This window comes from Janthinobacterium silvisoli (genome assembly GCF_014200725.1).
In the GTDB taxonomy this organism is placed as follows: Bacteria; Pseudomonadota; Gammaproteobacteria; order Burkholderiales; family Burkholderiaceae_D; genus Janthinobacterium.
On sequence record NZ_JACHCL010000001.1, the window covers coordinates 746,251 to 764,440 of the forward strand.

Annotated in this window: 15 protein-coding genes and 9 tRNA genes; 3 read left to right on the forward strand and 21 right to left on the reverse strand. The window is 59.1% G+C overall.

The window, feature by feature from the left end; translation table 11 throughout:
* Positions 1-7: 7 nt before the first annotated feature.
* The 5 genes from HDE75_RS03305 to HDE75_RS03325 all read right to left on the reverse strand — a co-directional run bounded on the left by HDE75_RS03305 (position 8) and on the right by HDE75_RS03325 (position 561).
* Positions 8-81, reverse strand: a tRNA-Cys gene (locus HDE75_RS03305).
* Positions 82-121: 40 nt separating this feature from the next.
* A tRNA-Gly gene (locus HDE75_RS03310) sits at positions 122-197 on the reverse strand.
* A 62-nt stretch (positions 198-259) separates the two neighbouring features.
* Positions 260-335: transfer RNA gene (locus HDE75_RS03315), tRNA-Gly, on the reverse strand.
* Between the two features lie 62 nt (positions 336-397).
* Positions 398-473: transfer RNA gene (locus HDE75_RS03320), tRNA-Gly, on the reverse strand.
* A gap of 14 nt (positions 474-487) precedes the next feature.
* Positions 488-561, reverse strand: a tRNA-Cys gene (locus tag HDE75_RS03325).
* 456 nt (positions 562-1,017) lie between these two features.
* On the opposite strand from HDE75_RS03325, the gene HDE75_RS03330 reads away from it, so the two are divergent.
* From HDE75_RS03330 to blaOXA, 3 genes are all read left to right on the forward strand, one after another.
* Positions 1,018-3,171 carry a TonB-dependent receptor family protein gene (locus HDE75_RS03330; RefSeq protein WP_260173651.1) on the forward strand — a complete coding sequence of 718 codons (2,154 nt, stop codon included), beginning with the start codon at positions 1,018-1,020 and terminating at the stop codon, positions 3,169-3,171.
* Positions 3,172-3,333: 162 nt separating this feature from the next.
* A complete protein-coding gene (locus tag HDE75_RS03335) occupies positions 3,334-3,729 on the forward strand; it encodes a BlaI/MecI/CopY family transcriptional regulator (protein WP_183676232.1) in 396 nt (131 codons plus the stop codon).
* Positions 3,726-5,579 (forward strand): class D beta-lactamase, encoded by a 1,854-nt coding sequence (blaOXA, locus tag HDE75_RS03340; protein WP_183676231.1) that lies wholly within the window; start codon positions 3,726-3,728, stop codon positions 5,577-5,579. The genes HDE75_RS03335 and blaOXA overlap by 4 nt, the downstream gene beginning before the upstream one ends.
* Positions 5,580-5,704: 125 nt before the next feature.
* On the opposite strand, the gene HDE75_RS03345 is transcribed toward blaOXA, so the two are convergent.
* The 16 genes from HDE75_RS03345 to HDE75_RS03420 form a co-directional block, all read right to left on the reverse strand.
* A tRNA-Gly gene (locus HDE75_RS03345) sits at positions 5,705-5,780 on the reverse strand.
* 50 nt (positions 5,781-5,830) lie between these two features.
* A tRNA-Gly gene (locus tag HDE75_RS03350) sits at positions 5,831-5,906 on the reverse strand.
* 63 nt (positions 5,907-5,969) lie between these two features.
* Positions 5,970-6,045 (reverse strand) — tRNA-Gly (locus tag HDE75_RS03355).
* A 94-nt stretch (positions 6,046-6,139) separates the two neighbouring features.
* Positions 6,140-6,215, reverse strand: a tRNA-Gly gene (locus HDE75_RS03360).
* Positions 6,216-6,334: 119 nt separating this feature from the next.
* Positions 6,335-6,916 (reverse strand): CDP-diacylglycerol--glycerol-3-phosphate 3-phosphatidyltransferase, encoded by a 582-nt coding sequence (gene pgsA / locus HDE75_RS03365; RefSeq protein WP_183676230.1) that lies wholly within the window; start codon positions 6,914-6,916, stop codon positions 6,335-6,337.
* A gap of 113 nt (positions 6,917-7,029) precedes the next feature.
* On the reverse strand, positions 7,030-8,892 hold the full coding sequence (uvrC, locus tag HDE75_RS03370) for an excinuclease ABC subunit UvrC (protein ID WP_183676229.1): 1,863 nt from the start codon (positions 8,890-8,892) through the stop codon (positions 7,030-7,032).
* Between the two features lie 9 nt (positions 8,893-8,901).
* Positions 8,902-9,297 carry a holo-ACP synthase gene (acpS, locus tag HDE75_RS03375; RefSeq protein WP_183676228.1) on the reverse strand — a complete coding sequence of 132 codons (396 nt, stop codon included), beginning with the start codon at positions 9,295-9,297 and terminating at the stop codon, positions 8,902-8,904.
* A 13-nt stretch (positions 9,298-9,310) separates the two neighbouring features.
* A complete protein-coding gene (gene pdxJ / locus HDE75_RS03380; RefSeq protein ID WP_183676227.1) occupies positions 9,311-10,072 on the reverse strand; it encodes a pyridoxine 5'-phosphate synthase in 762 nt (253 codons plus the stop codon).
* Between the two features lie 36 nt (positions 10,073-10,108).
* Entirely contained in the window at positions 10,109-10,951 is an 843-nt protein-coding gene (gene recO / locus HDE75_RS03385; RefSeq protein WP_183676226.1) for a DNA repair protein RecO, read from the reverse strand.
* Between the two features lie 34 nt (positions 10,952-10,985).
* Positions 10,986-11,888: a GTPase Era gene (gene era / locus HDE75_RS03390; protein ID WP_183676225.1), complete on the reverse strand. Its 903-nt coding sequence runs from the start codon at positions 11,886-11,888 to the stop codon at positions 10,986-10,988.
* A 1-nt stretch (position 11,889) separates the two neighbouring features.
* Positions 11,890-12,723, reverse strand: a complete 834-nt coding sequence (rnc, locus tag HDE75_RS03395; protein WP_183676224.1) for a ribonuclease III — start codon at positions 12,721-12,723, stop codon at positions 11,890-11,892.
* A gap of 87 nt (positions 12,724-12,810) precedes the next feature.
* Positions 12,811-13,728 (reverse strand): signal peptidase I, encoded by a 918-nt coding sequence (gene lepB / locus HDE75_RS03400; RefSeq protein WP_183676223.1) that lies wholly within the window; start codon positions 13,726-13,728, stop codon positions 12,811-12,813.
* Positions 13,725-15,518, reverse strand: a complete 1,794-nt coding sequence (gene lepA / locus HDE75_RS03405) for a translation elongation factor 4 (RefSeq protein WP_183676222.1) — start codon at positions 15,516-15,518, stop codon at positions 13,725-13,727. The genes lepB and lepA overlap by 4 nt, the downstream gene beginning before the upstream one ends.
* 299 nt (positions 15,519-15,817) lie before the next feature.
* Positions 15,818-16,081 carry a glutaredoxin family protein gene (locus HDE75_RS03410; protein ID WP_183676221.1) on the reverse strand — a complete coding sequence of 88 codons (264 nt, stop codon included), beginning with the start codon at positions 16,079-16,081 and terminating at the stop codon, positions 15,818-15,820.
* Positions 16,082-16,135: 54 nt separating this feature from the next.
* Positions 16,136-17,545 (reverse strand): Do family serine endopeptidase, encoded by a 1,410-nt coding sequence (locus tag HDE75_RS03415; protein WP_260173656.1) that lies wholly within the window; start codon positions 17,543-17,545, stop codon positions 16,136-16,138.
* Between the two features lie 339 nt (positions 17,546-17,884).
* On the reverse strand, positions 17,885-18,178 hold the full coding sequence (locus tag HDE75_RS03420; protein WP_183676219.1) for an RseA family anti-sigma factor: 294 nt from the start codon (positions 18,176-18,178) through the stop codon (positions 17,885-17,887).
* Positions 18,179-18,190 lie beyond the last annotated feature (12 nt).

Here is an 18,190-nt window from a genome sequence, read left to right on the forward strand (position 1 = left end):
TTTCATCTGGAGGCGAGGACGGGAATCGAACCCGTCTAAACGGCTTTGCAGGCCGCTGCATAACCTCTTTGCTACCTCGCCAGAGGACTTGCTTGGTGCGCTGGTCAGCACACCGTGAAACTGGAGCGGGAGAAGAGTCTCGAACTCTCGACCTCAACCTTGGCAAGGTTGCGCTCTACCAACTGAGCTACTCCCGCATGGAGTGTTTTTCTACATCTACTGCAACAACAAGTCCATCGAACTTGCTGCTTTGAAATTTTGGAGCGGGAGAAGAGTCTCGAACTCTCGACCTCAACCTTGGCAAGGTTGCGCTCTACCAACTGAGCTACTCCCGCATGGAGTGTTTTTCTACATCTACTGCAACAACAAGTCCATCGAACTTGCTGCTTTGAAATTTTGGAGCGGGAGAAGAGTCTCGAACTCTCGACCTCAACCTTGGCAAGGTTGCGCTCTACCAACTGAGCTACTCCCGCTTGGAGTCTAAAACTGGAGGCGAGGACGGGAATCGAACCCGTCTAAACGGCTTTGCAGGCCGCTGCATAACCTCTTTGCTACCTCGCCCGAGTTATGCCTTTTGATCTGATTTACTTCTAAGCCATTGATTAGCAAAGAGTTTTTTGCTTTCGCAATATCAGATCAGGGCGCTATTATCGCCTCGTTCCCCCTACTTGGCAAGTGCCTCGCCAACTTATTTTCCAGCAATGCTTGCGAAATGAATAATTTGTGCATAAGAGACAGTTTATTTCTTTACGGTAATCACTTACTTGATAATGAGGGTGATTATCATTTACACTTTCAATTGCATATACATCATGCCTGCAAAACATCGTTGTTTGCAGGCATTTCTTTTTCAGTCGTCATGGGCGTGATTGCCGGCTCGGCCTCTGCCATGCCTGACTGGACAACGTTGGCGCCCCATAGGGCGAGAAAGAAATTTTGCAGATGGCACGTTTCAATAGTCGCAAGCCAGTCACGGCTTTGTATTTAAGTCAATGTGCAGCCGCCGTCGCGGTCGCCATGCTGACCCTGTCCGGCGCAGCGCATGCACAGCAAGCCACCGACACCAGCCAAGCACAACAAAGCACCGACACGCCAGCAGACGCAAACACACCGCATACGGTCAAAGTGACGGGCAACTGGCTGAGCACGCCCAGCAATGCCAAGGTGTTGGAACATCCAGGTGCGCGCAGCATCGTGGTGCGCCAGCGCATCGAAGAAAGCGGTTCGACCAGCGTGCGCGACGTGCTGCGCCAGATTCCTGGCGTGCAAGTACAGGAAAGCAATGGCACGGGCGGCAGCGATGTTTCGCTGAACGTGGGCATCCGCGGCTTGACGGCGCGCCTGTCGCCCCGCTCCACCGTGCTGATGGATGGCGTGCCGATGTCGTATGCGCCGTATGGCCAGCCGCAGCTGTCGCTGGCCCCGCTGGCGCTGGACAACCTGGAATCGGTCGACGTGGTGCGCGGCGCCGGTTCCGTGCGTTATGGCCCGCAAAACGTGGGCGGCATCATCAACTTCGTCACGCGTGCGATTCCCATGGATTTCAAGGCTGGCATCAGCCTGGGTTCGGAATTGTATAGCCACGGCAGCGACGTCAAGGGCACGCCCAGCTTCTATCTGGGCGGCACCAATGAGCAGGGCCTGGGCGGCATGATCCTGTATTCGGGCGTGCATGGCGACGGCTACCGCGCCGCCAACGACAAGATCAGCATCGACGACCTGATGCTGAAAGGCTCTTACCGCATTTCGCCGAACGACACGCTGTACGGCACGGTGCACCACTTCGAAGGCCAGGGCGATATGCCAGGCGGCCTGACGACAGCGCAATATGCGCAAAACCCATTCCAGTCGAACCGCCCCTACGATCAATTCACGGGACGCCGCACGGATACCTCGCTCAAGTATGCGCACAATGACGGCGTCAACAATGCCGAAGTGCTGGCGTATTACGTCGATTCCTTCCGTGGCAGCTTCATCGAACAGGAAGGCAGCGGCGCCAGCAATGGCCAGCGCCGCCTGACGACCGCACCGCGCAGCTACCATTATTTCGGCATCGAGCCGCGCTACTCGCGCCTGTTTGAAACGGGCCCGGTCAGCCAGGAAATCAGCGTCGGCTACCGCTACCTGAAAGAAAGCAGCTCGGAAGTGGCGGGCCGCACCGGCTATTACAAGCCGGCCGCCGGTTTCGACGCCTTCGGCATCCCGATGCTGACTTACCAGACCAGCCAGGGCGGCACCACCGCGCATGCCGTTTACATCGACAACCGCATCAGCATCGGCAACTGGACCATCACGCCCGGCGTGCGCGTGGAAGATATCAGCACCTTTAACAATGTGACAAACTTCGCCACCAATGGCAAGATCACCAGCGCCCTGTACCCGAGCATCGATTCGCGTGAAACCTTGCCGACCCTGTCGGTGCTGTACCGCCTCAGCGACCGCTGGACGGTATTTGCCAATGCCGGCAAGTCGTTCGGTCCGCAGCAATACGCGCAACTGGCATCGACCACCGATGGCTTGCACCCGGAAATGGCGACCACCTATGAAATCGGCACGCACATCAATGGCACGGCCTGGGGTGGCGAAGTCACGCTGTTCAATATCGACTTCGATAAAGAATTGCAACTGGCCCGCTCCATCGTCGGCGACGGCATGTGGACCGACCTGGGCGCCACTCGCCACCGCGGCGTGGAATCAGCCGTACGCTACGACCTGAGCGATTTGAATCCGGCGCTGAAAGGCTTGTCGGTCTCGGCCAACTTCACCTACACCCAGGCCTTGTCGCAGGCAGGCGCGTTCCAGGGCATGGACCTGCCGTTTTACTCGCGCCAGGTGGGTTCCTTGGGCGCCCGCTATGTGGTCGACCGCTGGACCTTCAACGCCGACGTGTTTGCCAACTCGAAACAGCGCTCGCCTGATTCGCCGGTAGCCGGCGCCACCTACGTGACCAAGGAAGACGCCACCGGCCGCCTGGGCAACATTCCTGGCTACGGCACCCTGGCCGTGCGCGGCGGCTACGACTTCGGCAAGCAGTTCAGCAACCTGAAACTGGCCGTCGGCATCAAGAACGTGCTGGACCGCCGCTACTTCACGCGTTCGACCGATAACAACGGCGGCAAATACGTGGGCCAGCCACGCACCCTGTACTTCCAAAGCTCGCTGGCGTTCTAAGCGAACTTCTTAGTCAAACCAGTCTGTGGGCTGGTGTGCGGCGCAAGCCCACACCAGCCCATTTTTTATGGCCGAACAGATTTAGCCCGACTTTCTTGACGCAATAACGACTGATGTAGCACAATCGTGACATTAGTCACACAAACACAGAAAGACGCAGTCATGAAGCAACAGGAACAAAATATTCCCTCCGTCTCCGAACTGAGCCTGCTGAAAGCGCTGTGGCGCCAACAGCCGCTGAGCGCGCGCGAAATTCATGACCAGGTCGCCGATGAACTGGGCTGGTCGTATTCATCGACACGCAAGACGCTGGAGCGCATGCTGGACAAGGGTTCCGTGCGCATGTCGCTGAGCCATGGCGTGCAAGTGTATGTCGCGGTGCTGGACAAGGTCGATACCCTGGCCGCGTTTGCCCGTGATTTTGGCCAGCGCGTGATGGAAATGGATACACCGCTGCCCGTGAATATGTTTACAGGCAGCAAGCTGGTCGATAAAGAGGAACTGGCACAGCTGGAACAATTGCTGCACGACTGGCCGCAAGACGGCAACACGCCGTGAGTGACTTCGAACTGCTGGCACTGCGCCTGGTATTGGCCAGTGCTGGCTGCCTGGTGGCAGGGCTGGCCGTGTGGATACTGGCAACACTGTGCCGCCGCACTCTGCCCGCCTTTTGCGCCCAGCGCTCGCTATGGCTGCTGAGCCAGTTAACGGTGGTGACCGTCTTCCTGGCCATCCTGCTGCCGCATAGCGAGCGGCTGCGCGTGGTGCCGGCGATCGACTTACCTGAAACCAGCACAGCGCCGCCAAGCGCCACGCCACAGGTCAACACCATCAGCGCCCGTGACAAGACTGCCAGCACGCCCGAGCCTGAAACCGGCAGCCGCTCCTGGCCAGCCTATGGCGCGCAGGCCTGGCTGCTGCTTTACCTGCTGGGACTGGCTTACTCAGCCTTCAAGCTGTGGCAGGCGCAGCGCCTGCTGCACACCCTGGCTGCGGCCGGACGCAAGCTGCGCCCACAGGATGCACACACCGGCTTTGCCGGCACGCTGCCCAGCGTCTCGGGTCCTCAGGTGATCGAGGTCGAGATGGTGATTTCACCGATGCTGTTCGGCTTGTTTCGCCCCCGCTTGCTGCTGCCGCGCCACTTGCGCAGCTTTGAGCCGGAACAGCAGCAAATGATTATCGAACATGAGCTGACGCATTGGCGGCGGCGCGACCTGCACTGGACCAGCACTGCACTGCTGTTGCAAACCCTGCTCTGGTTTAATCCCTTCATGCGGCGGCTCGGCGCCCATCTGCTGTGGGCCCAGGAACTGGGCTGCGACCGCGACGTGCTGCGCGGCCGGCCAGCAAGCCAGCGCAAGGCCTATGCGGCAGCGCTGGTGGCGCAGTTAAAACTGCAGCATATACCGGGCAGACAGCAGTCGGCCAGTACCGCACTGGCCTTCGGCGGCGTCAGCGGTGAAACGCTGGCGAGCCGCATCGTGCTGATACGCAGCCCCATCAAGCAGCCGCCTGACCTGTGGACGCGCTGCGCTGCAATCGCAGGCTTGATGAGTATCGTGATGGCCAGCCTGGCCTTGCAACCAGCCCTGGCATCGCGCATTGCGCCCATGCCGGCAAGCGCCCAGACGGCGCTGGACACAATACGATGGCCAGCCGATACAAGCACGCCATTTGGCTGCACCAGCTTGCTCGATGCGGCCAGCGGCAAGCAGCTAGTGCGCCAGGGACAATGCGCCGAGCGCATTACGCCAGCCTCGACCTTCAATATCGCCGTCAGCCTGATGGGTTATGACAGCGGCGTCCTGCAGGACGAGCACACGCCGCGCCTGCCCTACAAACCAGGCTATCCCGCCTGGGGGCCCAACTGGAAGACGGCCACCGATCCTGATAGCTGGCTCAAGAATTCCGTCGTCTGGTACGCCCAACAGGTCACTTCGAAACTGGGCGCCGAACGCTTCGGCCGCTATATCCACAGTTTCGGCTATGGCAACCAGGATGTGTCGGGCGATGCCGGCAAGAACAATGGCCTGACACTTTCCTGGATCAGTTCCAGCCTCAAGCTATCGCCCGACGAACAAACAGCTTTTTTAAGCAAGATAGTGAACCGGAGCTTGCCTGTGACGCAGCATGCCTATGACATGACGATGCGCATCATGCCATCCGAAGCCCTGGCAAATGGCTGGCTCATCCATGGCAAGACCGGCACCGCAAGTGCCGCCCTATCCGATGGCAGCCGCGATGCGCAACATCAATATGGCTGGTATGTAGGCTGGGCGCAAAAAGGCCAGCGCACCATCGTCTTTACCCGCATGGCGCAGCTGGACAGGGGAAAAGGCAATGCGGGGGCGCGAGTCAAGCAGGCAATGCTGCGCGAACTGGAGGCGCGGCTCGATACGCTGTAAATTACCTGACAATTACCTGACAATTACCCGATGATGGCCCGGCAGATATTTGCCGGGCCCGTATTGAGTGATCAGATCAACTGTATGGACGTAAAAAAAGGACCCGAAGGTCCTTTTTCACTATCTGGAGCGGGAGAAGAGTCTCGAACTCTCGACCTCAACCTTGGCAAGGTTGCGCTCTACCAACTGAGCTACTCCCGCATGGAGCTTTTACTACACAACAAGTTCGCTGAACTTGCCGCTTGAATTCTTGGAGCGGGAGAAGAGTCTCGAACTCTCGACCTCAACCTTGGCAAGGTTGCGCTCTACCAACTGAGCTACTCCCGCTTGGAGTGTTACTGCTTGTACTACATACTACGCCACTACTTTTACGCTACGTCCAGCAAGCGCTGGAGCGGGAGAAGAGTCTCGAACTCTCGACCTCAACCTTGGCAAGGTTGCGCTCTACCAACTGAGCTACTCCCGCAGCGGAACAACATTTTATCAGAAAGCTTGCTGCACTTCCAGTACTACTTTACTACCCTTGCTAACTTACCATCCTTGACGCAGCTCCGAAAAACTGGAGCGGGAGAAGAGTCTCGAACTCTCGACCTCAACCTTGGCAAGGTTGCGCTCTACCAACTGAGCTACTCCCGCGTCATCAACAACAGGCCAGCATTATAGAGTAATTACAGGGGCTGTCAACGGTATAAATGATTAAGGTTTATAAACTTTCAAACCGCCCGCCTCTCCTATGAAAACGCGCTGTGATCCGCTTACAGATTGCCGGCCTTTTCCTTAATCAAAGGCCAGGCCAGGCGCAGGTAGTAAAACATGGACCAGACGGTCAATACGCAGGCGATCCACAGCAGGCGTTCGCCCCAGACATGGGTATCGATCAAGCCGAAAATCACTTCGTGGTACAGCAGCAGCGGAATGGCGGTCATTTGCGCAGCCGTCTTGATCTTGCCGATCGAGCTGACAGCCACCGATTTCGATGCGCCGATTTGCGCCATCCATTCACGCAAGGCGGAAATGGTGATTTCGCGGCCGATGATGATAAACGCCAGCACGGCGCTGACACGGTCCAGCTGCACCAGGATCAGCAGAGCGCCCGTTACCATCAGCTTGTCGGCCACAGGATCGAGGAAGGCGCCGAAGGCCGAGGTCTGGTTCCAGCGCCGCGCCAGGAAACCATCGAACCAGTCCGTAATGGCCGCGATGATGAAAACCAGGGTGGCCACCAGGTTCTGGTCACCATGCAGCAGCATCGACGGCGGCAAATAAAACACGCCAACGACCAGCGGGATCAGGGCCACGCGCAGCCAGGTCAGGAGGATGGGAATATTAAAAGGCATAAGAAAGCAATCGGCCGACGGGTAAATTGGTGAACAAAGCGCCACTAGTCTACATGGCGCGCGGGTATTAGCCTAGTCCGCTTGCGGCGCAGCCGAACCAGGCTTGCCGCTCATTAGTGCAACTGCCTGTAAATCTCTTCCGCAAGCTGGTTGGAAATACCTTCCACCGACATCAAATCCTCGACGCTGGCATCGACCACGCCACGCAAGCCGCCAAAGCGCGACAGCAGTTTCTGGCGCCGCTTGGCGCCGATGCCCTCGATTTCTTCCAGGCGTGAAGTCTGGCGTGTCTTGGCCCGCTTGGCGCGCATGCCGGTAATGGCAAAGCGGTGCGCCTCGTCGCGGATTTGCGCGATCAGCATCAGTGCGGCCGATTCCTTGCCCAGCTCCTGCGCTGCGCGGCCATCGACAAACAGCAGCGTTTCCAGGCCGACTCTTCTACCCTCGCCCTTGGCCACGCCGACAATCAAGCTGATATCGAGTCCCAGTTCGGCGAATACCTGGCGCGCCATTTCAATCTGTCCCTTGCCGCCGTCGATCAAGACCACGTCGGGCATCACGCCGTCGCCATTGGCGACTTTTTCATAACGGCGCATCAGTACCTGGCGCATGGCGGCGTAATCATCGCCAGGCGTAATGTCGTTGATGTTGTAGCGGCGGTATTCGCCATTTTGCATGGCGTGATGATGGAATACCACACAGGACGCCTGGGTCGCCTCGCCTTGCGTGTGGCTGATGTCGAAACATTCCACGCGCAGACTGTCGAGGTCATCATTTTCCAGGCGCAGCGCTTCGGCCAGCGCGCGCGTGCGCGACTGCTGCGAACCCTGCTCCGACAACAGGCGCGCCAGCGAAATTTCGGCGCCCTTCTGCGCCATCTCCAGCCACAGCCGGCGCTGGCCCTGGGGCTGGAACACCAGGTTGATGCGGTGCCCACATTGCTCCATCAAGGCCACCATCAGCGCCGGCTGGTCGAATTCGATATTCAAAATCAGGGTGCCGGGGATGAATTTTTCCGTGTAGTGCTGGGCCAAAAAGGCGCTCAGCACTTCCACTTCGATCGGCTCTTCGGCAATCGCCGCCGCATCGTTCAGCTGGCTGGGAAAGTAGGCGCGGTCGCCCAGGTGGCGGCCGCCACGCACCATGGCCAGGTTGACGCAGGCGCGCCCGCCCTGCAACAGCACGGCGATGATGTCGACATCGGCGTCGCCCGTGGTTTCCATGCTTTGCTGGTGCAGCACGCGCGACAGCGAGGTGATCTGGTTGCGCACCACCACCGCCTGCTCGAATTTCAGGTCGGCAGCATAGGCGTGCATCTTTTGCTCCAGGTCGGCCATGACTTCGCTCTGACGCCCACGCAGGAAACGCGCCGCGTTTTCCACGTCGAGCTTATAGTCTTCCTTGCTGATCAAGTCCACGCACGGTGCGCTGCAGCGGCCGATCTGGTGCAACAGGCACGGCCGCGTGCGATTCGCGTAGACGCTATCCTCGCAAGTACGGATCAAAAAAACCTTTTGCAGGATCTGCATCGATTCCTTGACGGCCCAGGAACTGGGAAACGGCCCGAAATACTGGTTTTTCTTGTCTACCGCACCCCGGTAATACACCATGCGCGGCGCCTCGCCGCCCGTGATCTTCAGATAGGGATACGATTTATCGTCGCGGAACAGGATGTTGTAGCGCGGCTGCAGCGCCTTGATCAGGTTGTTTTCCAGGATCAGCGCTTCGGCCTCGCTATGCGTGACGGTGGTTTCCAGGCGCGCGATGCGCTCGACCATCATGGCGATGCGCGGGCTGGCCAGGTTTTTCTGGAAATAGCTGGAGACGCGCTTTTTCAGGTCGCGCGCCTTGCCCACGTACAAGACCTTGTCAGCCGCATCGAAATAGCGGTACACGCCGGGCAGGTTCGGCAGCTTGGCGACGGTGGCCAGCACCAGCGCGCGCGGGTCGGGAATATCAGAAACTTCTTCGGTCATAGCGTACTTTTACTGGGCTTGTTCCACAATCACGAAAGCGACGGCGTATTCTTCTTCGTCGCTGATCGTCACTTGCGCGCTCAGACGGTTCTTTTCCATGAAGTCAGCCAGCACGCCGCTGCAGACGATCATCGGCTTGCCGCTGGGATGGTTCAGCATTTGCGCGGCGGGCCAGGTCATCGGCATGCGCAAGCCCAGGCCGATGGCCTTGGAAAACGCTTCCTTGGCCGCAAAGCGGGTGGCCAGGAAGCGTATGCCGCGCACGGCGTTCTTGGCGCTGCGGGCGCGGAATTTCTCCAGCTCCTGCGGCCCCAGTATTTTCTTCGCGAAACGCTCGCCGTGACGCTCCAGCGCTGCCTCGATGCGGGGAATCTTGCAAATATCAGTACCGATGCCGTAGATCATGGCGCCCTCCTCCTCAGGTTTTGCTGCCCAGGCGCGTCGCGACCATGATCGCTTTCATTTCGCGCACGGCATTTTCCCAACCGACAAACACGGCGTGGGCGACGATCGCGTGGCCGATGTTCAGCTCGGCGATATCGGGAATCGCCGCAATCGCCTGCACATTGGTGTAATGCAAGCCGTGGCCGGCATTGACTTTCAAGCCGCGGCCCACGCCAAACAGCACGCCCGCCTTGATACGTTCCAGTTCCGCCAATTGCTCGGCGCCTTGCGTATCGGCATAGCGGCCCGTGTGCAGTTCGATCACGGGCGCACCCAGTTCGGCGGCGGCCGCGATTTGCTGCTCGTCGGCATCGATGAACAGGCTCACGCGGATGCCCTCGCCTTGCAATTGTTTCACTGCGGCTTGCACTTCCTTGAAGTAGCGCACCACGTCCAGCCCGCCTTCGGTAGTTACTTCGGTACGTTTTTCAGGCACCAGGCACACATCGGCAGGCTTGATGCGGCAAGCGAAATCGATCATTTCCTGGGTCACCGCCGCTTCCAAATTCATGCGCGTGATCAATTGCGGCGCGATAGCGATCACGTCGGCATCCTTGATGTGGCGGCGGTCTTCGCGCAAATGCAGGGTGATGGCGTCGGCGCCAGCCTGTTCGGCCAGCAGGGCCGCGCGGATCGGATCAGGGTATTGCGTGCCACGCGCATTGCGCAAGGTCGCCACGTGGTCGATATTGACGCCCAGGTCGATGACGGGGCCGGAGGGCTGCAAGAAACTCATGAGGTGGTATCCGTAAAAATGCCGTAGCTTCAGCCACTACAGCTGCATTAAATCGATCAGTATCTGGCGCGTATTCAAGGTCGCGCCACCCAGTTGATGGGCCAGCAAAAAGCGCATCAGCAACTTGCTTTGCGCCTGCGTGGCGGCATCGCCATAATCTTCGCTCTCCATGTCGAGCAAGGTCTTGCCCGTGATTTTAGGCCAGGCGTCGCTTGCCCGTGCGGGACGCGGTCCCCGCTCCGGGTCGACCACATACACCTGCCCTGCATCGACAGCCTGGCGCGTGCCGGTGCAGCGCGTCAAGTCGGCCGCCACGCCCGTTTCCTTGAGCAGGGCGCGCTCGAACTTGCGCAGCACGATGGGTGCCGGCTCATTGTGCGCCAGTTGATTCAAGGTGGCAACGTAGTGGTCGAACAGGACGGGGTGGGCGTCATCGCGGGCCAGCAATTTGACCAGCAATTCATTGAGGTAAAAACCGCACAGCAAGGCCGTCTTTTCCAGCGGCAACATACCACCGACCCACTCGGCGCCCGTCAGGATGCGCAGCTCGGACTTGCCTGTCCAGCCCGCCTGCAGCGGCTGGAACGTTTGCAGCACGCCGCGCAACTGCGAATGGGGCCGCTTGGCGCCCTTGGCAACGAGCGCGATACGGCCATAGTCGCGCGTAAATACGTCGACGATGAGGCTGGTTTCTTTATGGGGATAGCTATGCAGCACGAAGGCTGGCTGGCCGTTGACCTTGCCGTCGCGCTGGGGCGGACGGCTGCGCCGGGGCGCAGCAGGTGCAGAAAGTGTGGCCGGTGGCGTATTGGCCTCCGGCACGGGTGTGACGACCAGGGCTGGCGCGGAGTCAGGCAGCGCTGGCGTGGTGGTGCTCATGCTCATGCGTCTGGCGTCGCCCCCGGTGTGCAGATTACTCGTAGCCGTAGGCGCGCAAGCCCGCCTCGTTGTCGGCCCAGCCCGATTTGACCTTGACCCAGATTTCCAGGTACACGGGGCCGCCGAACAGTTTTTCCATATCCAGGCGAGCCTGGGTGGACACTTCCTTCAGGCGCGCGCCTTTGTTGCCGATGATCATGGACTTGTGCGTATCGCGCTCGACCAGGATGGCGGCAAACACGCGGCGCAGATCGCCTTCCTGCTCGAATTTCTCGATCAGCACGGTGCTGGTGTAAGGCAGTTCGTCGCCGACAAAGCGGAACAGTTTTTCGCGCACGATTTCCGAGGCGAGGAATTTTTCGCTGCGGTCGGTGATGTCGTCCGGCCCGAAGATCGGTTGATTCTCTGGCAGGAAGCGCTTGATTTCATTCTGCAAGCCTTCCAGCTGGAAGTGCAGCTTGGCCGAGACGGGCACGATGGCGGCGAAGTCGCGCATGGCGGCCACTTTTTGTGCGAACGGCAGCAGCACGGCCTTGTCCTTGACCCGGTCCGATTTATTGATGACCAGGATGCACGGCACTTCCTTCGGCAGCAAATCCATCACTTGCTGGTCGGCCGGGCCAAACGTGCCCGCCTCGATCACGTACAGGATCAGGTCCGAGGAAATCAGGGTATTGGTGACGGTTTTGTTAAGCGTCTTGTTCAGCGCGTTCGAATGGCGGGTCTGGAAACCTGGCGTATCGACGTAGATGAACTGGGCGTCGGGCAAGGTCTGGATGCCGGTGATGCGGTGGCGCGTGGTTTGCGCCTTGCGCGAAGTGATGCTGACCTTCGCGCCGATCAGCACGTTCATCAAGGTCGATTTACCCACGTTGGGGCGGCCCACGATGGCGATATAGCCACAGCGGAAGTTGTCGGGCATTAAAGTGGCTGTCATGCTAGTGTCGATTCTGTTTAGTGTGAGCGGCAACGGCGGGCGCAGCTGGCGCAGCAGAGGCGGCAGCAGTGGCGCCGTCATCGCTCTGGATGGTGGCAATGCCGGCCAGCTTGAGCTGGGCGGCGCGCGGTTTGGGCTTGCGGCTGGCGGCAGGCGACTTCAGCAGTGCCTGCTCGGCCACGTCCAGCGCCAGTTTGGCGGCGGCTTGCTCACCGGCGCGGCGGCTTCCGCCACGGCCGTAGACCTGGATATTCAATTTTGGCACCAGGCATTCGATCTCGAATTCCTGGCTGTGGGCGGCGCCGTGGGTAGCCACCACATTGTATTGTGGCAGCGAGATTTTTTTGCTTTGCAGAAATTCCTGCAGCAGGGTCTTGGCATCCTTGCCCAGGGTTTGCGGATCGACCGTATCAAGGATGGGGATGTAGAAAGCGCGGATCACGTCGCGCGCCGCATCAAAACCCGTATCGAGGAAGATGGCGCCCAGCAAGGCTTCCAGCGTGTCGGCCAGAATCGAAGGACGGCGGAAACCGCCCGACTTCAGCTCGCCTTCGCCCAGGCGCAAAAATTGCGACAATTCCAGCTTTTGCGCGATTTCATACAGCGATTGCTGTTTCACCAGGTTGGCGCGCAGGCGCGACAGATCGCCCTCGTCGATCGCCTTGAAGCGCTCGTACAGGATGGAAGCGACCACGCAGTTCAGGATGGAGTCGCCGAGAAATTCCAGCCGCTCGTTATGCAAACTGCTGTGGCTACGATGCGTCAAGGCTTGCTGCAACAGGCCAGCATCCTGGAACGTATAGCCTAAACGGGTTTGCAATAACTGAAGATTCATTGTTGTTTCTGTATCATCTGATTAATTCGACTGGCTGCCGCGCGGTGATGCGGCACGGCAGCCATGGGTACTACATGTTCAACTAACTTAATGAATGCCGCCGACGCGTTTCGGATTACTGAAATTCATCCATACCAGGAAAGCCTTGCCGACGATGTTCTCGTTCGGCACGAAACCCCAGTAACGGCTGTCCGCGCTATTGTCGCGGTTATCGCCCATCATGAAGTAATTACCTGGCGGTACAACGCAGGTAAAACCGTCTTCGTTATAGTCGCAGGCTTCCTTGTGCGGGAAATCCTTGACTTCACTCAAGTTCAGGGTCGGCGCCGGATCATCGTTGAGGATGCGGTGACTCACGCCCGTCAGGTTTTCTTTCAGCTGCTTGTGATAAACCGTGCTTTCGTCGTCGAGGTAGTCGTCGAGCGCCGTATATTCCACAGCTTTGCCATTCACCGTCAGGCGTTTATTTTCATAAGTGATCTTATCACCAGGCACGCCGATCACGCGCTTGATGTAATCCTGCGTCATATCTTTCGGATACTTGAAGACCATGACATCGCCGCGCTGCGGATCGTTCACTTCAATGATGCGCTTATTGACGATAGGTAAACGGATACCGTAGGTGAACTTGTTCACCAGGATCAGGTCGCCTACCAGCAAGGTCGGCACCATCGACGACGATGGAATCTTGAAGGGCTCGTACAAGAACGAGCGCAGGCAAAAGACCAGCGCGATGACAGGAAAAAAGCTGCCCGAATACTCGACCCAGGTCGGCTGGCGCAACAGCGCCGCCTCGATGGCAGCACGGCTGCCGCCGGCATCGGCCTTGATGCCTTCGGCCGACAGCTTGGACTGGCGCGCATCGAAATCAGCCAGGGCACGATCGGCCGCCTGGCGGCGCTGTTTGGACAGATAAAACACATCCAGGCACCAGACCAGGCCCGTCAGCACCATCAGTACGAACAGGATTAAAGCGAAATTTCCTAAGATCACTTGCAGGTTCATTTATCGTCCACTTGTAAAATTGCCAGGAATGCTTCTTGCGGGATCTCGACGGAACCCACTTGTTTCATGCGCTTCTTACCCGCTTTTTGTTTTTCCAACAATTTCTTCTTACGGCTGATATCGCCGCCATAACACTTGGCCAGCACGTTCTTGCGCAAGGCCTTCACGTTTTCGCGCGAAATGATGTTGGCGCCGATGGTCGCCTGGATAGCCACGTCGAACATCTGGCGCGGAATCAGTTCACGCATCTTGGCAGCCACCTGGCGGCCACGGTACTGGCTGTTCGAACGGTGGACGATGATGGCCAGCGCATCGACTTTTTCGCTGTTGATCAACATGTCGACCTTGACCACGTCGGCCGCGCGGTATTCCTTGAACTCGTAATCCATCGAGGCGTAACCACGCGAGGTCGATTTCAGGCGGTCGAAGAAGTCCAGCACGATCTCGGCCATCGGCATTTCATACACCAGCTTGACCTGGCGGCCGTGGTAGCTCATGTCGAGCTGGATACCGCGCTTGGCGATACACAGGGTGATCACGGAACCGACATATTCCTGCGGCATGTACAGATTGACGGTGACGATGGGCTCGCGCACTTCTTCGATACGCGACGGGTCCGGCATCTTCGATGGATTGTCGACGTTGATCAGGGTACCGTCGCGCTGGATCACTTCATACACCACGGTCGGCGCCGTGGTGATCAGGTCCATATCGAATTCGCGCTCCAGGCGTTCCTGCACGATTTCCATGTGCAGCAAACCCAGGAAGCCGCAGCGGAAGCCGAAGCCCAGCGCCTGCGACACTTCCGGCTCGTACATCAGCGCGGCGTCGTTCAGTTTCAGTTTTTCCAGCGAATCGCGCAGTGCGTCGTACTGGTTCGCTTCCACCGGGAACAGGCCGGCAAACACTTGCGGCTGCACTTCCTTGAAGCCCGGCAATGGCTCAGCGGCAGAGCGGTTGGCCAGGGTGACGGTATCGCCCACTTTCGCCGCTTTCAATTCCTTGATGCCGGCGATGATGAAGCCCACCTGGCCTGCCGACAATTGCGGCAAGGATTGCGAACGGGGCGAAAACACGCCGATGTCTTCCACCAGTTGCACCGAATCGGTGGCCATCAGGCGGATCTTGTCTTTTGGTTTCAGTGTGCCGTTGACCACGCGTACCAGCATGACCACGCCAACATACGGGTCATACCAAGAGTCGACGATCAGCGCTTGCAGCGGCGCATCCGGATCGCCCTTCGGTGGCGGCACCTTGGCGATCAGGGATTCCAGCACGTCTTGCACGCCCAGGCCGGTCTTGGCCGAGCAGTGCACGGCGTCGGCCGCGTCGATGCCGATGACGTCTTCGATTTCGGCAATCGCGTTCGGAGGATCGGCGTTCGGCAAGTCGATCTTGTTCAGTACGGGCACCACTTCCACGCCCAGGTCCAGCGCCGTGTAGCAGTTGGCCACGGTTTGCGCTTCCACGCCTTGCGAGGCATCGACTACCAGCAGCGCGCCTTCGCAGGCGGACAGCGAGCGCGACACTTCATAGCTGAAGTCGACGTGGCCCGGCGTATCGATCAGGTTCAGGTTATAGATCTGGCCATCGCGGGCCTTGTAATGCAGGGCCGCCGTTTGCGCCTTGATGGTAATGCCGCGCTCGCGCTCCAGATCCATCGAATCGAGCACTTGCGCTTCCATCTCGCGGTCGGACAAGCCGCCGCACAATTGAATGATGCGGTCAGCCAGGGTCGATTTACCGTGGTCAATATGGGCGATGATGGAGAAATTGCGTATGTTGTTCATTAACTAATATAAGTGCGAAGTTGACGACACTGCTTTAACAGGAATCAAGGGGATCATGCTCGGGCCAATCAGGGCCAAAACCGGGCGCCCCACTCATGATGAAAAAAGCGCTCCGAGCAGGACATCTGCATGCCCAGGCGAGCGCTTTTGAAGCGACAGAAGCTGCTGCCTCGGACAGGAGCTTTTTCGACCACCCCATTTTACCGGATTTCAGAGTAGAAAGCCCGTCTTTAAGCGCTTGCCGCTGGGGCAACGATGCAAATTGCCTATTTTCAGCACCAAAATGGTGCATAACGATGTCAGGCAGTTGTTTTAGCGTTCTCCAGATAGCGCTGCACAGCAGGAACATCGAGAAAATAATGGCAGAGCTCAGGCTGAGCAAGGTCGCCAAACAGCACCGGCACCAGCTCATCGAAACGGGCCAGCAGGCTGGGATCAGGTGATGTATCGATATCGATCACCTCGACGGTGAAAGGCTGCCCCGGCCTTTGCAGCAAGAACAAGGCGTCCAGCATCTCCTGGCATAGGTGACAATAACTGCGGGAATAGAGGGTGAAATGCATGGGGAAAGGAATGATGCATCCTGGCCAGGGCCAGGATGCGGGGTGATATCAGCGTTACTTCGCAGCCGGCTTCAATGGGACAAACTGCGCCGTGTCGCCGCGGCGTACCAGCACGGCCGCCTGCTTCTTCGGATCGAGCTTGGCGACCAGCGCATTGAACTGCTTGGCGTCTTTCACCGCCACATTGTTCAGTTGCAAAATCACGTCGCCAGCCTGAAGACCAGCCTGGGCTGCTGCGCCATCGGTATCATCTACCTGCACACCAGAATCGATCTTCAGCTCCTGCTTCTTGGCAGCGGTCAGGTCGCTGACCGTCAAGCCCAGGGCATTGCTGACTGGCGCTGCCGGCTCCTTGGCGCCCTTGCCGGCCGTCTTGTCGCCTTCCAGCTCGACCACCGTCACGCTGACATCCTGCTGCACACCCTTGCGCCAGACACTGATGGTGGCCTTGCTGTTGACAGGCGTGCCGCCCACCAGGCGCGGCAGGTCGGACGAACGGTCGACGGTGGCGCCATTGAATTTCACGATGATATCGCCCGGCTTGATGCCAGCCTTGTCGGCAGGGCCGCCCGGCTCCACCATCGACACTTGCGCGCCCTTGGCGTTCGGCAAGCCCAGCGAGTCCGCCACTTCCTTGCTCACCTCGCCAATCTGCACACCGATACGGCCGCGCACCACCTTGCCCGTCTTTTTCAGTTGCTCGCCCACGCGCATGGCTTCATCGATGGGCACGGCAAAGGAAATACCGTTATACGCGCCGGACAAGGTAGCGATCTGCGAGTTGATACCGATCACCTCGCCGCGCATATTGATCATCGGGCCACCTGAATTGCCGGGATTGACGGCGACATCGCTCTGGATCAGCGGCAAATAGTCGCCCGTATCGCGCGACTTGGCGGAAATGATGCCGGCCGTGACCGTATTTTCCAGATTAAACGGCGAACCGATGGCGATCACCCACTCGCCCACGCGGATCTTGTCCGAGTCGCCGATGGCCACCACGGGCAGCTTGCTGCCCTCGATCTTCAGCAGCGCCACGTCGGTGCGCGCATCGGCACCGACCACCTTGGCCTTGAACTCGCGCTTGTCCGTCAGGGTGACATACACCTCATCGGCGCCATCGACCACATGCGCATTGCTGAGCACGTAACCATCGGCCGAGATGATGAAACCGGAGCCGACGCCACGCTGCACTTCCTGCTCTTGCGGCGCGGCACGGCGGCCGCGCGGCGCTTGCTGGCGTGGCGCTGGGGCAGGCACCGGCATGGCGCCACCAAAGAAGCGGCGCAGGAATTCCTGCATTTCCTGCTCATCCTGGCCACCAGCGCCAGGCGTGCCCATTTTCAGGCGCTCGGTGGTGCGGATATTCACAACAGCTGGGCCAACGGCATCGACCAGGTTGGCAAAATCAGGCAGATTCACGGCCGGCACGGCGGCGGCCGCCTGTGGGGCGAGGCCTAGCATGGCAGGCGCGAAAAAGACACCAGCCGACGCCAGGCACAAGGCGGAAAGCGTCTTGACTGAAAACGTTTTTCTGTCTGCACAAATATGTTTTTTCATGGGATCATCTTTTCGAATGTTGAATCGGATCAAGCTCTTGCCTGCAATTGCACTTCCCTTGCCATAAGACCAGGCGGCCAGGCAGGCGTGCTTGCACGTGGCAAACCATACAACAATATATCGTATAAGCAAGATATTGCCTGCTCCTAGTGTCAATCGTGCAGGAGGCAGGTGTCAAGAGGGAGCAGCAGGCATTAAGCCCGGCGTAAGCTGTGGTTCAGGAGCCAAGCGCGCTAGCCGGGCTTAGCGCTGCGGCAGGGAGCCTGCCTCCAGCGGCGCGGTGGAGACCTGCCCCGCTTCGGCATCATGGGCCGCTTCGCGGGCCAGGCGGCTGGCCAGGCGCGCATCAAAGCCAGCACTGAGCTCGCCATCGCTTTGCACCGAGCGCAAGGCATGGCCGATATGCTGATAAGCATCCCAGGCCTGCCTGCCCGCTGGCGTATCGAGGGCGGCGAAAGCCAGTTCGAGTTCGCTGGCCGCCAGTTCGCCATCGGCCAGCGCTGAAATGTTCTCGTGCAATCGTGCGTGCGTGTCCATGAGAGACCCTGC

Excerpts from the sequence above, each read along its gene's own strand:
- HDE75_RS03330 (WP_260173651.1), top strand. The coding sequence starts at position 1,018 with ATGCTGACCCTGTCCGGCGCAGCGCATGCACAGCAAGCCACCGACACC.
- HDE75_RS03335 (WP_183676232.1), top strand. The coding sequence starts at position 3,334 with ATGAAGCAACAGGAACAAAATATTCCCTCCGTCTCCGAACTGAGCCTG.
- pgsA (WP_183676230.1), bottom strand. The coding sequence starts at position 6,916 with ATGCCTTTTAATATTCCCATCCTCCTGACCTGGCTGCGCGTGGCCCTG.
- uvrC (WP_183676229.1), bottom strand. The coding sequence starts at position 8,892 with ATGACCGAAGAAGTTTCTGATATTCCCGACCCGCGCGCGCTGGTGCTG.
- acpS (WP_183676228.1), bottom strand. The coding sequence starts at position 9,297 with ATGATCTACGGCATCGGTACTGATATTTGCAAGATTCCCCGCATCGAG.
- pdxJ (WP_183676227.1), bottom strand. The coding sequence starts at position 10,072 with ATGAGTTTCTTGCAGCCCTCCGGCCCCGTCATCGACCTGGGCGTCAAT.
- recO (WP_183676226.1), bottom strand. The coding sequence starts at position 10,951 with ATGAGCACCACCACGCCAGCGCTGCCTGACTCCGCGCCAGCCCTGGTC.
- era (WP_183676225.1), bottom strand. The coding sequence starts at position 11,888 with ATGACAGCCACTTTAATGCCCGACAACTTCCGCTGTGGCTATATCGCC.
- rnc (WP_183676224.1), bottom strand. The coding sequence starts at position 12,723 with ATGAATCTTCAGTTATTGCAAACCCGTTTAGGCTATACGTTCCAGGAT.
- lepB (WP_183676223.1), bottom strand. The coding sequence starts at position 13,728 with ATGAACCTGCAAGTGATCTTAGGAAATTTCGCTTTAATCCTGTTCGTA.
- lepA (WP_183676222.1), bottom strand. The coding sequence starts at position 15,518 with ATGAACAACATACGCAATTTCTCCATCATCGCCCATATTGACCACGGT.
- HDE75_RS03410 (WP_183676221.1), bottom strand. The coding sequence starts at position 16,081 with ATGCATTTCACCCTCTATTCCCGCAGTTATTGTCACCTATGCCAGGAG.
- HDE75_RS03415 (WP_260173656.1), bottom strand. The coding sequence starts at position 17,545 with ATGCTAGGCCTCGCCCCACAGGCGGCCGCCGCCGTGCCGGCCGTGAAT.
- HDE75_RS03420 (WP_183676219.1), bottom strand. The coding sequence starts at position 18,178 with ATGGACACGCACGCACGATTGCACGAGAACATTTCAGCGCTGGCCGAT.